A 12608-nucleotide genomic window follows, 5' to 3' on the forward strand; every position below is an offset into this window, starting at 1 on the left:
CGCGCCAGGGTAAACAGTTTATTTCTGTTCGAAGCGGGTGAGTAACCATTCGCCGGTTTCCGACAGGCAGGCCTGTCCGGCATAACTCGCCACACCTTCGAAAGAGTGGCGCGTCGTCTTGAAATCGCGGCAGACGAAACCGCTGGACTTGTCTTCGTGAATGGTGGTGACGACACCAGCGCTGCCGGTTGCGGCATTGGCCCAGGGCAGGGGCTGTTCCGCGAGTTTGGTGAGATCCGCCGATGTGACCGCATTGCGGATGGTCGCGTCGTCGGTCTGCGGGTTATTATTGGGCTGGTTGGGAACGGAGGCGGTGGAAAGCGAGCGATCGACCTTGTCGCCGCCGAACAGGTCAAGGCTGACGCATCCGCTCAGCACCACAAGCATTGACACGATGGCGGAAACTTCCGCTATCGATGAAAGGAGGCCCTTTGTTCGACTGTTCGACTTTGCTATGACGGTCACCATCTTTCGCCAGAGATCATCTCTGGGGTCCAAATCAGCTCGGGAGCATTTTAGTCAATATGTCGGAAACGGGGTTAACATCCAGTGACTTCACTGAAGAAAATGAACCGTTCACGCTTTTTGCCGAATGGCTGAAGGACGCGACGGCCTCCGAAATCAACGATCCGAACGCGGTAGCACTCGCAACCGTCGATGAAAACGGCCTGCCGAATGTGCGCATGGTGCTGCTGAAGGACGTCGACGATCGCGGCTTCGTTTTCTATACGAATTTCGAAAGCCAGAAGGGGCGTGAGATCCTGGGCCAGAAAAAAGCGGCCATGTGTTTCCACTGGAAAAGCCTGCGCCGGCAGGTGCGTCTGCGCGGCGAGGTGGAGATCGTTACCGACGCAGAAGCGGATAGCTATTACGCCTCGCGTCCGCGCGGAAGCCGCATCGGCGCCTGGGCGTCGAAGCAGTCGCGGCCGCTGGAAGGCCGGTTTGCGCTGGAAAAGGCGGTTGCCGAATACACCGCGAAATATGCGATCGGCGATATTCCGCGCCCCTCCTACTGGTCCGGTTTCCGCATTCGCCCGGTCAGCATCGAGTTCTGGCACGACCGCAAGTTCCGCCTGCACGACCGTGTCGAATTCCGCCGCGAGACGCCGGATGAACCGTGGTCCAAGGTCCGCATGTATCCTTGAAAGCTGCAGGGGGCAGGCCGTCCTTGCCTGCCTATTTCAGCAGCGAATCAAATAGCGGCAGGCCGATGACGGCGGAAATGGCGATCAGGCCGTAGCAGATGCGCCTGAACGCCGCCTCGTCGGCAAGCCCGTGCAGCCGCGCACCGGCATAAAGACCCGCCCCGTAAAACGGCAGGGCCAGCAGGAAAAAAACAAAGACGTCAGCGGTGAACAGGCCACCAAAAAAATAGCTGGTGGCGGATATCACGGTCGAAATCGCGAAATAGAGAATGACATTGGCGCGCACGAAAGCGCCCTTGAGGGCGCCGCCAAGCCAATAGGCGACGATGGGTGGACCGCCCAGTTGCGCCGCACCTGAAAACAGCCCGGCAACAAGCCCGGTGAACAGGGTGAGCGGCGTTTTCGGCCGGCCGCTGTAACGCCAGCCGGAAACGAGAAATAACAGCAGCACGACAACCACGATGGAAATGATCCAGCGCAGGGTGAGCGGATCCCCGCCGGAAAGCAGCAGCGTTCCAAGCGGGACACCGACAAGCGCACCGGCTGCCATGGTGAAGACTTCACGCCGGTCGGCCATGCGCCAGGCCGGCGGTATCATGCCGAGCGTCAAAACGCCGTCCACCATAAGAAGAACCACCGAGGCGATGCGCGGGCCGACAATGGCGCTTGCCAGCGGAATGAAGATGAGGGCCGCACCAAAGCCGGAAAAGCCGCGGGCAAGTCCGGCGAGAAAGGCGGCGCCCGCAAACAAGGCGAGCAGCGTCGGACTATGCGCGGTGATGAGAGCCGGGAAAAAATCGAGGAGAGGCATGGGTGACTGCATGGGTTTCGAATACCTCTTTATCCCGCATGCAGGCACCTGTCGCGGAAATTTCAGCTGATTATCGCACGATATGCTTTCGAATCGACGCCGCCGGAGAATCGTGATCAGACTTGTATCTCACGAACAAAGGATGAACAAATGCTTGCTGTCTTGATGCGCCAGTTTGAAGCTGCCTCACAGAAATACGCTGAGGAAAATGGGATCGTCCGCGATCCCGACTGGTATATGCTGAAGCTCCAGGAGGAGGTTGGTGAGGTCACGCAGGCCTGGAACCGGCTGACGGGGCGTGGGCGCAGCAAAGACAGAAGCGAAGAGGAGATGAAACTCGATCTTGCCGACGAAACCGCCGATCTCCTCGGCCACGTTTTGCTGCTCGCCCATTATAACGGTCTCGACATCGAAGCATCGATAGAGCGCAAGTGGCGTTTTACACCGTCGGTTTGACAGTTTGCGGGGAGGGACGCGACCCTAGCGCTGCGGCTCTGCCGCTGCCGCGATTATGAGAGCGAAACGATAGAGAGCAGAGCTGCGAGAATGGCGGCCACCGGCGTCATGACCTGCCGCAGGGTAATCTGAAATGCGCAAAGAGCGAGCAATATCAGCGCCGCTCCGTTTATGGATGTGCCGATAATTGAATTCGGGCAGGATCGGCCTGCCAGCCTATATGTGAGGCACCATAAAGACCAATGGCTAAAGGCATGCGCCGCGCCTTCATGCCTCTGATAACGGCGCCTCTTGCAGGAGACCGGCAACCGCATGAAGATCGCTTGAAACGGCGATACATTTTTCCCGCATTTCCTCGGTCGGCGGCGCGACATCCGGCACCATGATCGTCATCATGCCCGCCGAGGAGGCGGAGCGCACGCCGTGCCAGGAATCCTCCAGCGCCAGGCAACGACCCGGATCGATGCCGAGACGTTTTGCGGCAGTAAGATATGGCATGGGCGACGGCTTCGGCTCCGAATAGTCGCCGCGGGCGACGATGGTATCGAAACGTTTGAGCAGGTCATAGGGGCCGAGATGGCGCGTGACGGAATCGTGCCTCGAGGAGGTGGCGATGGCGCGGCGTATATCGAGCCTGTCGAGAAGATCGAGGATTTCGACGACGCCGGGTTTCAGCGCCACGCCTTCCGCCATCATCACGGCAAGATGCCGGAGCCAGGCGTCACGGAAGCTGTCGATCGGAAAATCCGCGCCATAATCGGCGAAAATGGTGCCGGTAATGACATCCCACGGGCTGCCGCAGACCTTCTGATAGGTCTCGACCCGCATTCCGTGGCCGCCCTCATCTGACGCGGCCAGAAAGGAATCGCGATAAAGCGTCTCGCTTTCGATCAGCAATCCATCCATGTCGAAAACGACTGCATGCGGGAGAAAAGGCAGCATGGCGGCTCAACCGAACCGGAAGGGGCGTTCGCCGAGGCTTTCGAACGGGCGGAGCAGGTAACCGTCCGGATCGGCAACGATGAATTGCCGGTTACCGACCTCGACTGTGCCGCGCCTGTACCATTTTTCCTCTGACGGCAGGACAAGATCGATCGAGGCCCGCTCAAGCCGCGCGAGGATGGGCAGCAGGGAAGGAACGGCAAGTTGCAGATTCATGCCGCGGCCCAGCGGAAATTCAAGCGCTGCATTTTCCGCCACGAAGGTCCGGGTCGCACCGATCTGGTCGATCATCAGCTGCGCATCACCCAGCGCCAGATAGGCAAAGCCCTCTTCGGCGCGCTCATAAACCACATGAAAACCGATCAGGTCGCAATAAAAAGCGCGGCTTTTCTGCCAGTCGCTGACGGCTAGTTCCGGGACGAGGGCATTTCGTATGATGGTCATGGTCTCCTTTGCCGCGCAGGCCCGGCGACGGGAGGCGTGGCCTGCGGTGATGGGGCGATATTATCGTCTTCCGGGTGACTTGCCAGAGGAATCCTCATCATGGCAGCCATGTGCGGAGTTGTGGGCTGAAGCAGGTTCAACTTTTCGCCCTGCCACAGCTTTTCTCACCTCATGCCGGGCATGATCCGGCATCCAGTCAGCCCAGGTCCTTGGGCTGAAAAGACTCATCTCGCCAAGCGGACGCGGATAGGCTGGATTCCGGCTCGAGGCCGGAACTACGCCTTCGTGCCGCCGACGGTGATCTGGTCCATGCGCAGATGCGGCTGGCCGACGCCAACCGGCACCCATTGCCCGGCCTTGCCGCAATTGCCGATGCCGGTGTCCAGTTTCGAATCGTTGCCGATCATCGAGACGCGCTTCATTGCGTCCGGCCCGTTGCCGATCAGCATTGCACCCTTCACCGGCGCGCCGATCTTGCCGTTCTCGATGAGATAAGCCTCGGTGCAGCCGAACACGAACTTGCCTGATGTGATATCCACCTGACCGCCACCGAAGGAAACGGCATAGATGCCCTTCTTGACGGAGGAGATGATCTCCTCGGGCGTCTTGTCGCCTGACAGCATGTAGGTGTTGGTCATGCGCGGCATCGGCACATAGGCATAACCCTGCCGGCGGCCATTGCCTGTCGCCTTTGCACCCATCAGCCGGGCGTTCTGGCGGTCCTGCATGTATCCCACCAGCCTGCCGTTCTCGATCAGCACATTATAGGCCGACGGTGTTCCCTCGTCGTCGACGGTGAGCGAACCACGGCGGCTGTCGATGGTGCCGTCATCCACCACAGTAACACCCGGGGCTGCCACCATCTCGCCCATCAGGCCGGCAAAGGCCGAGGTTTTCTTGCGGTTGAAATCGCCTTCGAGGCCATGGCCCACAGCCTCATGCAGCATGACGCCGGGCCAGCCGGAGCCGAGAACCACATCCATGGTGCCGGCCGGCGCATCGACGGCGGTCAGGTTGACGAGCGCCTGGCGCAGCGCTTCGTCCGCACCGCGCTGCCAGTTCTCCGTGGTAATGAAATCGCCAAAGCCGACGCGGCCGCCAATGCCGTAGGAGCCGCTTTCCTGCCTGTCGCCTGCACCTGCGACCACGGAAATATTGATACGGGTCATGGGCCTGACATCGCTGACGCGATGGCCATCGGCGCGCAGAATATCCACTACCTGCCAGCTTGCGGAAATCGTCGCCGTCACCTGTCGGACATTCGCGTCTTTGTCGCGCAAATAGGCGTCGATATCGGTGAGAAGTTTCACCTTCTCCTCGAAGCTCGGGCTGCCGATCGGGTTTTCGTCGCCATAGAGCTTTTTGTTAGTGCGCTGCGGGGCTGCGGCATAGGAACCGGAATACCCTCTGGTCACGGCGCCAACCGCATCCGAAGCTCGCTTCAGCGCAGCCTGCGACAGCTCGCCCGCATGGGCGTAGCCAACGGTCTCGCCGGCAACGGCGCGCAGGCCAAAACCCTGGTCGGTATTGAAGGAGCCGCCCTTGAGGCGGCCGTTGTCGAAGGTCAGCGATTCGGCCTGCGCATGTTCGATGAACAACTCGCCATCGTCTGCGCCGGTGAGCGCTTCCGCGACCAGCTTGCGCAACTGCGTCTCGTCGCAATCGAAGAGATTTACAAGGTCGTTGGTCATGGGAGGCTCCAAACTGAATAGTGTCTGGCAAGCATGTAGGATTGTGGGGCGTCGGTGGCAAGCCAAAGCGTGATTTGGCTCAAGTCAGCTTGAATATGAGATGCACGAAAAAAGCCATGGCCACATAGACAGGGACGCTATGGAGAAGAACCAGCAACGTCAGACGTCCCCAGTGCTCAGGCGGATTCGGCACGACGCGTTCCCAGTGGAACTGCGACAGAATATTCCCAGTGACAATCATAATCAGCATTTGCGGCTGCGCGTTTCCTACCATGAAATCGGGCAAGAGGCCACTTTCATGAGCAAAGCTCACCGCAAAAGCAAATAGTAGAAGTACCAGAAAAACGCCGCAAAACTGACGGAGGGTTACCGGTTTTCTATATTTCATGATATCCGAAAATAGTTAAAACAATACTTTCATGGTAGAGTTTTAGTCTCTCGGATTCAACCTTATTGCTTAAGGAAGCGCGTCGTAGCCTTCGGCAAAGCCGGTGAGCTCGATCGGAATACCGACACGATCCTGATCGACGGATTCACGCAGCGCGAAAACCGCGTTCTTGCCGGCGCGCAGAACCTTCAGCAGCTCGTCGTCAATATCGACCTCGACATAGCAGCCTTCGGAGAAGCAGCGGGTGAAATAGGCGCGGCCAATATTGTTGTTGTCGATATAAAGCTCCATGCCGTCCTTCAGGAGCACGCCAAGCGGTGCGAGGATACGCAGGATGCGCGACTTGCGGTCCGCGGTTTTCAGGACCACCACCGAAAGCCCCACTTCTGGGCGGTCGTCGGCAATCACGTTCTGCATCAGGGCGCATTGATCTTCGGATGCGCCTGCCGGCTTGTCGCAGATCACCGACCATGCTCCATGCGTCGACTTCGGCGTTCCGGGCGGCTGCTGTTGCGCCAGCGCCGCTGCGGCGGGAGCGATGATGGCAAGACCGGCGGCGGCAAGAAAAGTGCGCGCGAGCGGGGAAAGACGCATGGATACCTCTGGGATTCGAATCAGTGCGGCTATTTTGACGCCATAATCCGGAAAAAAAAGCCTTGGTACCTCAATTCCAGCCGAGTTGGGCGGAAATAGGACCTGTTGCCGGGTGCAGGCGCCTGATTTGACCGTGCGGCAGCCGGTGCCTGTTGGCTGAAGCCTGCTGCAAAAGCGCTGCCAGCAGGGGCTGCGCCGGATTTTGACCATTGCCAAGCGCGCCTGAAATATCTTGCAGGATACGGGACATGGGAAACTCGGCTGCGACGAACAATGGTGAAATTGGCTGACATCCGTGTCCTTACGCATATTGCGGCAGAGGACAAACTGTGGTTTGAAGTTAGTACCATAAGCATGGATTCTGCGTCTGTAATTGATCAAGATCAGACGCGTGAGGGAGAGGGTACCGTGACGAATAGGATTTACGCAGCATTGGCGGGGATGACCTGTCTGCTCACGGCTGTCGGCGCCCACGCCGATCAGCCGGTGCATTGGCAAATGGGCATGCAGGAGGCCGCCACGCCGATCATGCACGAAATACGCTGGTTTGAACAATATACGCTCTGGTTCATTGTTCCGGTTACGCTTTTCGTTCTTGCGCTGCTCATTATCGTCGCCTTGAAATTCCGTGCAGCGAAAAATCCGGTGCCGTCCAAGACCAGCCACAACACCGCGATCGAAGTGGTGTGGACGCTTGCGCCGGTTCTCATTCTCCTGTTCCTCGCTTTCCCGTCGTTCAATCTTCTGAACGCGCAGCTGACGCAGCCGGAAAACCCTGATCTGACGCTGAAGGCGACTGCGACGCAATGGCTCTGGAACTACGAATACAAGGCTGCCGAGGGCGCCGAGCCGCTCGCCTTCGACAGCTATCTGCTTAAAGAGCAGGATCGTGCAGCTGCAGGCAAGGAGGACAAGGCCCGCTACCCGCGTCTTCTCGCGGTAGACAATGAAATGGTCGTTCCGGTCGGCAAGACCGTTCGCCTTCTGGTGACGGCGGCGCCTACGGATGTCATCCACGCCTTCGCCATGCCCGCTTTCGGTGTTAAGATCGACGCCGTTCCGGGCCGCCTCAACGAAACTTGGTTCAAGCCGGAGAAGGAAGGCCTTTATTACGGCCAGTGTTCCGAGCTTTGCGGCAAGGACCACGCCTTCATGCCGATCGCCATTCGGGTGGTTTCCGAACAGCAGTACAGTGCCTGGCACGCCGCCGCCGCTTCAGATCTGAACGGCGCGAACCGGGCACTGATGGCCTCCGTCGATGGCGCTCCGCGCACGGTCGACGTTGCCGCCAACGAAACCAACTGAGACCTGGAGTGACGACAATGGCTGGACCTTCCGCACACGACGATCATCACTCGCATGGTCAATCCGCTCATGATGGGCACGCGCATGATGATCATTCGCATGATCATTCCCACAAGCCGGGCTTTTTCGCCCGCTGGTTCCTGTCGACCAACCATAAGGACATCGGCACGCTCTACCTGATCTTCGCCATCATGGCGGGCATCATCGGTGGCGGGCTTTCGGTTGTCATGCGTATGGAGTTGCAGGAGCCGGGCATCCAGATCTTCCACGGTCTGGCCTCCATGGTCTACGGCTTCGAGGGTGATGCTGCCATCGACGGCGGCAAGCACATGTTCAACGTGTTCACGACAGCGCACGCGCTCATCATGATCTTCTTCATGGTCATGCCGGCGATGATCGGCGGCTTTGCCAACTGGATGATCCCGATCATGATCGGCGCTCCTGACATGGCTTTCCCGCGCCTCAACAATATTTCCTTCTGGCTGATCGTTCCGGCGTTCATCCTGCTGCTCCTGTCGCTTTTCGTCGAAGGTCCGGCGGGCGGTTACGGCGTGGGTGGCGGCTGGACCATGTATCCGCCGCTTTCGACCAACGGCATGCCGGGACCGGCGGTGGATCTTGCGATCTTCTCGCTGCACGTTGCCGGCGCGTCCTCGATCCTTGGCGCCATCAACTTCATCACCACCATCCTCAACATGCGCGCTCCGGGCATGACGCTGCACAAGATGCCGCTTTTTGCCTGGTCGGTTCTGGTCACCGCATTCCTGCTGCTGCTTTCCCTGCCGGTTCTGGCTGGTGGCATCACCATGCTTCTGACCGACCGTAACTTCGGCACGGCATTCTTCTCGCCGGAAGGCGGCGGTGATCCGATCCTCTACCAGCACCTGTTCTGGTTCTTCGGCCACCCGGAAGTGTACATCCTGATCCTGCCCGGCTTCGGCATCATCAGCCACATCGTGTCCACCTTCTCCAAGAAGCCGGTCTTCGGCTATCTCGGCATGGCATACGCCATGGTCGCCATCGGCGCTGTCGGCTTCATCGTGTGGGCGCACCACATGTACACGGTCGGCCTTTCGCTGGAAGCGCAGCGTTATTTCGTCTTCGCAACCATGGTCATCGCGGTGCCGACGGGTATCAAGATCTTCTCGTGGATCGCGACGATGTGGGGTGGTTCGCTGACCTTCTCGACCCCGATGGTCTGGGCAATCGGCTTCATCTTCCTGTTCACGGTCGGCGGTGTCACCGGCGTCCAGCTCGCCAATGCCGGTCTCGACCGTTCGCTGCACGACACCTACTACGTCGTGGCGCACTTCCATTACGTTCTGTCGCTCGGCGCGGTCTTCGCGATCTTCGCCGGCTGGTATTACTGGTTCCCGAAGATCACCGGCTACATGTACAACGAGTTCATCGGCAAGCTGCACTTCTGGGTGATGTTCGTTGGCGTGAACCTGATCTTCTTCCCGCAGCACTTCCTCGGCCTTGCCGGCATGCCGCGTCGTTACATCGATTATCCCGATGCCTATGCCGGCTGGAACCTGGTGTCTTCCTATGGTTCCTATATCTCGGCCGTTGCCGTGTTGATCTTCCTCTTCGGTGTTTGGGAAGCCTTCGCCAAGAAGCGGATCGCTGGCAACAATCCCTGGGGTGAAGGTGCGACGACGCTCGAATGGCAGCTGTCCTCTCCGCCGCCATACCACCAGTGGGAACAGCTTCCGCGCATTCGCTGAATGCCGGACCGGAGTGCGCAGGCAGGGCTTGCGAACTCCGGAAGCTGAAAAGAGGGGATGGTGTGGGCTTATCCGCGCCGTTTCCCTTGAGGCGGACGGAGTCTGCTGCTGCGTGAGGCATTTTGTCCAAGCGAAGCTTTTCGTGCGACATGATAAAAGCCAAGTACTGCCACTATGAATGGGCAGACGTAGCAGGGCGACGGAACGGGCGTGGCGATATGCCAGGCGCATGGCATCGGGTCTTTGACCCCGGTGCTGCCCGTGCCGGAACGTTCGGACCAATGAATTGACGCACCGTGCACGCCGAAAACGACACTCTGTTTTCGGGCTGGTGCAAGGGATGCCGCGGCAAGCGGCATCTGAAGAAAAACAGGATACGAAATGACCGTCATCGACAATCGCGAATTGCTTGGCCTGGAAAGCTCCGAACTTTCGGAAGCCGGCGCGCGCGATTATTTCGAGTTGCTGAAACCGCGCGTCATGTCGCTCGTCGTCTTCACGGCGTTTGCGGGCCTCGTGCTGGCGCCGGGCCACATCAACCCGGTCCTCGGCCTCATCGCCATTCTCTGTATTGCCGTCGGTGCCGGCGCATCCGGCGCGCTCAACATGTGGTACGATGCAGACATCGACGCCGTGATGAGCCGCACCGCCAAGCGGCCGATCCCGTCCGGCCGCGTAGCACCTGGCGAGGCGCTGGCCTTCGGGCTGACGCTCTCGGCCTTTTCGGTGGTCATCCTCGGGCTTGCGGTCAACTGGTTCTCCGCCGGACTGCTCGCCTTCACCATTTTCTTCTACGCCGTCGTTTATACGATGTGGCTGAAACGCTCGACACCGCAGAACATCGTCATTGGTGGTGCTGCCGGCGCTTTCCCGCCCATGCTTGGCTGGGCTTGCGTCACCGGCGGCGTTTCGCTTGATAGCGTCATCCTCTTCCTCATCATCTTCTTGTGGACACCAGCCCATTTCTGGGCGCTGGCGCTGTTCAAGATGCGCGACTACGGCTCCGTCGGCATTCCGATGATGCCGAATGTGGCGGGCGAGCGCTCCACCAAGAACCAGATGATCGTCTACGCGGTGCTGACGGCTGCAGTTGCGGTCGCGCCGTATTTCACCGGTCTGGCGAGCCTCGGTTATGGCATTTTCGCCGCCGTGCTGAGCGCGATCTTTGTGTACTGTTCGCTCGATGTCCGGCGCATGCCTGACGGTGACGAAAAAATGCTGCCCGCCAAGAAGATGTTCGCCTATTCGGTGCTTTACCTCTTCGCCATCTTCTCCGGCCTTTTGGCCGATCATTTCGCTCCGGCCCTGAAAGCCGTGATTTCGGGAGTTTTTTGATGGAAACCGTGGAACTGAGCGCGGCGCAGAAAAAATCGAGGCGCGGGCGCAACGTCGCGCTCGGCGTCTTGCTCGCCGGTCTGGTGGTGCTGTTTTACGTCATCACCATCATCAAGATCGGCTCGCATTGACGGCCTGACAGTGAGGGCATGATCGGAGGAGAGGAGGGGGACATGGCGAATACTGGGGCAAATATCGGGGCAGACAAGGCAACGGCCGGCACGCAGCGGGTGAGCAATCGCTCCATCCTCGTGCTCTGTCTCGTGTTTTTCTGCGCTATGATCGGCATGGCCTACGCCGCCGTTCCGCTCTACAGCCTGTTCTGCCGCGTCACTGGCTATAACGGCACGACCCAGCGCGTCGAGCAATATTCCGACGTCATTCTCGACAAGACTATCAACGTCACCTTCGACGCCAATACGTCGAATGGCCTCAACTGGGATTTCCGCCCGGTCGACAAGCTGGTCACGCCGAAAATCGGCGAGACGGTACAGATCAATTTCAAGGCGACGAACCGCTCAGCGGTGGCAACCACGGGCACGGCGGTCTTTAACGTCACGCCCATGGAAGCAGGCGCTTATTTCAACAAGGTGGAGTGTTTCTGCTTCACCGAAACGACGCTTCAGCCGGGCGAAACGCTCGAAATGCCGGTGGTGTTTTTCATCGATCCGGATATCGCCACGGCGCGCGAAACGAAGAACATTCATACTTTGACGCTGTCCTATACGTTTTATCCGGCCAAAACCGAAAAACCGGTTGCGTCCTTGCCGGTAAAGACTGAATCTGGCGAAAGCAAATTGTGAGAGGAGACTCGGGCCTTTTGAGCAGGGCCGGGTCTGGGAAGAGATACCAGGGGATTGTCACACATGGCAGATACGCATCAGAAGAACCACGACTACCACATCATAGATCCAAGCCCCTGGCCGCTTCTGGCCTCGATCGGCGCCTTCATTCTGACCTTCGGCGGCGTCTGTTACATGCGTTACCTGTCGGCTGGCTCCTTCAAGCTGTTCGGCATGGAACTGGCCAATCCCTGGCTGTTTTATATCGGTCTCGTCATCGTGCTTTACACCATGTACGCATGGTGGGCAGACACGATCAAGGAAGCCAATGAGGGTAGCCACACCCGCGTCGTTTCGCTTCACCTGCGTTACGGCATGATCATGTTCATCGCCTCTGAGGTGATGTTCTTCGTCGCGTGGTTCTGGGCCTATTTCGATGCCAGCCTTTATCCGCACGAGGCCATTCAGGCGTCCCGCCTCGAATATACCGGCGGTCAGTGGCCGCCAAAGGGCATCGAGGTCATCGATCCCTGGCACCTTCCGCTCTACAACACCGTCATCCTGCTTTTGTCGGGCACCTGCGTCACCTGGGCGCACCATGCCCTGCTGCACAATGACCGCAAGGGGCTGATCACCGGTCTCGTCCTCACCGTTGCGCTCGGCGTCCTGTTCTCGACCGTGCAGGTTTACGAATACATGCACGCCCCGTTCGACTTCAAGAACTCGATCTATGGCGCGACCTTCTTCATGGCGACCGGCTTCCACGGTTTCCACGTTTTCGTCGGCACGGTTTTCCTGCTGGTCTGCCTGCTGCGCGCCATTGCCGGCGGTTTCACGCCGAAACAGCATTTCGGCTTCGAAGCGGCTGCCTGGTACTGGCACTTCGTTGACGTCGTCTGGCTGTTCCTGTTCTTCGCGATCTACATCTGGGGCGGCTGGGGCGCGCCGCTGGCGGAGTGATGCGGTTTGTTTTCTGACTCGGAGGGCG

General features: G+C 59.1%; 15 protein-coding genes. 8 read left to right on the forward strand and 7 right to left on the reverse strand.

Annotated features, from left to right (window positions below; translation table 11 throughout):
• Positions 1 to 18: 18 nt before the first annotated feature.
• Positions 19 to 468: an RT0821/Lpp0805 family surface protein gene (locus QE432_RS16635; protein WP_003511767.1), complete on the reverse strand. Its 450-nt coding sequence runs from the start codon at positions 466 to 468 to the stop codon at positions 19 to 21.
• A gap of 56 nt (positions 469 to 524) precedes the next feature.
• Between QE432_RS16635 and pdxH the strand changes: the two genes are divergently transcribed.
• A complete protein-coding gene (gene pdxH, locus QE432_RS16640) occupies positions 525 to 1145 on the forward strand; it encodes a pyridoxamine 5'-phosphate oxidase (RefSeq protein WP_003511768.1) in 621 nt (206 codons plus the stop codon).
• A gap of 31 nt (positions 1146 to 1176) precedes the next feature.
• Here the strand turns inward: pdxH and QE432_RS16645 are convergent, their stop codons facing one another.
• Entirely contained in the window at positions 1177 to 1956 is a 780-nt protein-coding gene (locus tag QE432_RS16645) for a sulfite exporter TauE/SafE family protein (RefSeq protein WP_162686620.1), read from the reverse strand.
• 150 nt (positions 1957 to 2106) lie between these two features.
• On the opposite strand from QE432_RS16645, the gene QE432_RS16650 reads away from it, so the two are divergent.
• The gene (locus QE432_RS16650; RefSeq protein ID WP_111783277.1) at positions 2107 to 2412 is read left to right on the forward strand and encodes a MazG nucleotide pyrophosphohydrolase domain-containing protein; all 306 of its coding nucleotides are present in this window, start codon (positions 2107 to 2109) and stop codon (positions 2410 to 2412) included.
• A 267-nt stretch (positions 2413 to 2679) separates the two neighbouring features.
• Here the strand turns inward: QE432_RS16650 and QE432_RS16655 are convergent, their stop codons facing one another.
• The 5 genes from QE432_RS16655 to QE432_RS16675 form a co-directional block, all read right to left on the reverse strand.
• Entirely contained in the window at positions 2680 to 3354 is a 675-nt protein-coding gene (locus tag QE432_RS16655; RefSeq protein ID WP_111783276.1) for an HAD family hydrolase, read from the reverse strand.
• Positions 3355 to 3360: 6 nt separating this feature from the next.
• On the reverse strand, positions 3361 to 3798 hold the full coding sequence (locus QE432_RS16660; RefSeq protein ID WP_003511773.1) for a bleomycin resistance protein: 438 nt from the start codon (positions 3796 to 3798) through the stop codon (positions 3361 to 3363).
• Positions 3799 to 4073: 275 nt separating this feature from the next.
• Entirely contained in the window at positions 4074 to 5489 is a 1416-nt protein-coding gene (tldD, locus tag QE432_RS16665) for a metalloprotease TldD (protein ID WP_111783275.1), read from the reverse strand.
• A gap of 79 nt (positions 5490 to 5568) precedes the next feature.
• A complete protein-coding gene (locus QE432_RS16670) occupies positions 5569 to 5877 on the reverse strand; it encodes a hypothetical protein (RefSeq protein ID WP_038490085.1) in 309 nt (102 codons plus the stop codon).
• Between the two features lie 69 nt (positions 5878 to 5946).
• Complete coding sequence (locus QE432_RS16675; protein ID WP_003511775.1) at positions 5947 to 6471, reverse strand: invasion associated locus B family protein; 525 nt, start codon at positions 6469 to 6471, stop codon at positions 5947 to 5949.
• A gap of 441 nt (positions 6472 to 6912) precedes the next feature.
• Between QE432_RS16675 and coxB the strand changes: the two genes are divergently transcribed.
• From coxB to QE432_RS16705, 6 genes are all read left to right on the forward strand, one after another.
• Positions 6913 to 7776, forward strand: coding sequence for a cytochrome c oxidase subunit II (gene coxB, locus QE432_RS16680; protein WP_236762567.1), 864 nt, complete (start codon positions 6913 to 6915; stop codon positions 7774 to 7776).
• 17 nt (positions 7777 to 7793) lie between these two features.
• Positions 7794 to 9503 (forward strand): cytochrome c oxidase subunit I, encoded by a 1710-nt coding sequence (gene ctaD, locus QE432_RS16685; protein ID WP_003511781.1) that lies wholly within the window; start codon positions 7794 to 7796, stop codon positions 9501 to 9503.
• Positions 9504 to 9884: 381 nt separating this feature from the next.
• On the forward strand, positions 9885 to 10838 hold the full coding sequence (gene cyoE, locus QE432_RS16690) for a heme o synthase (protein ID WP_113555957.1): 954 nt from the start codon (positions 9885 to 9887) through the stop codon (positions 10836 to 10838).
• Entirely contained in the window at positions 10838 to 10969 is a 132-nt protein-coding gene (locus QE432_RS16695) for a hypothetical protein (RefSeq protein WP_013635615.1), read from the forward strand. The genes cyoE and QE432_RS16695 overlap by 1 nt, the downstream gene beginning before the upstream one ends.
• Positions 10970 to 11011: 42 nt before the next feature.
• Entirely contained in the window at positions 11012 to 11641 is a 630-nt protein-coding gene (locus QE432_RS16700; RefSeq protein WP_003511786.1) for a cytochrome c oxidase assembly protein, read from the forward strand.
• A 63-nt stretch (positions 11642 to 11704) separates the two neighbouring features.
• Positions 11705 to 12580: a cytochrome c oxidase subunit 3 gene (locus QE432_RS16705; RefSeq protein ID WP_003511788.1), complete on the forward strand. Its 876-nt coding sequence runs from the start codon at positions 11705 to 11707 to the stop codon at positions 12578 to 12580.
• Positions 12581 to 12608: the final 28 nt, after the last annotated feature.

This window comes from Agrobacterium sp. SORGH_AS_0745 (assembly GCF_030818995.1).
Lineage (GTDB): Bacteria > Pseudomonadota > Alphaproteobacteria > Rhizobiales > Rhizobiaceae > Agrobacterium > Agrobacterium tumefaciens.

Bases quoted from the DNA above. Each gene is read 5' to 3' on its own strand.
- QE432_RS16645 (WP_162686620.1), bottom strand. From the start codon at position 1,956: ATGCCTCTCCTCGATTTTTTCCCGGCTCTCATCACCGCGCATAGTCCG.
- cyoE (WP_113555957.1), top strand. From the start codon at position 9,885: ATGACCGTCATCGACAATCGCGAATTGCTTGGCCTGGAAAGCTCCGAA.
- QE432_RS16670 (WP_038490085.1), bottom strand. From the start codon at position 5,877: ATGAAATATAGAAAACCGGTAACCCTCCGTCAGTTTTGCGGCGTTTTT.
- coxB (WP_236762567.1), top strand. From the start codon at position 6,913: ATGACCTGTCTGCTCACGGCTGTCGGCGCCCACGCCGATCAGCCGGTG.
- QE432_RS16700 (WP_003511786.1), top strand. From the start codon at position 11,012: ATGGCGAATACTGGGGCAAATATCGGGGCAGACAAGGCAACGGCCGGC.
- QE432_RS16695 (WP_013635615.1), top strand. From the start codon at position 10,838: ATGGAAACCGTGGAACTGAGCGCGGCGCAGAAAAAATCGAGGCGCGGG.
- QE432_RS16655 (WP_111783276.1), bottom strand. From the start codon at position 3,354: ATGCTGCCTTTTCTCCCGCATGCAGTCGTTTTCGACATGGATGGATTG.
- QE432_RS16650 (WP_111783277.1), top strand. From the start codon at position 2,107: ATGCTTGCTGTCTTGATGCGCCAGTTTGAAGCTGCCTCACAGAAATAC.
- QE432_RS16705 (WP_003511788.1), top strand. From the start codon at position 11,705: ATGGCAGATACGCATCAGAAGAACCACGACTACCACATCATAGATCCA.
- QE432_RS16660 (WP_003511773.1), bottom strand. From the start codon at position 3,798: ATGACCATCATACGAAATGCCCTCGTCCCGGAACTAGCCGTCAGCGAC.
- QE432_RS16635 (WP_003511767.1), bottom strand. From the start codon at position 468: ATGGTGACCGTCATAGCAAAGTCGAACAGTCGAACAAAGGGCCTCCTT.
- pdxH (WP_003511768.1), top strand. From the start codon at position 525: ATGTCGGAAACGGGGTTAACATCCAGTGACTTCACTGAAGAAAATGAA.
- QE432_RS16675 (WP_003511775.1), bottom strand. From the start codon at position 6,471: ATGCGTCTTTCCCCGCTCGCGCGCACTTTTCTTGCCGCCGCCGGTCTT.
- tldD (WP_111783275.1), bottom strand. From the start codon at position 5,489: ATGACCAACGACCTTGTAAATCTCTTCGATTGCGACGAGACGCAGTTG.
- ctaD (WP_003511781.1), top strand. From the start codon at position 7,794: ATGGCTGGACCTTCCGCACACGACGATCATCACTCGCATGGTCAATCC.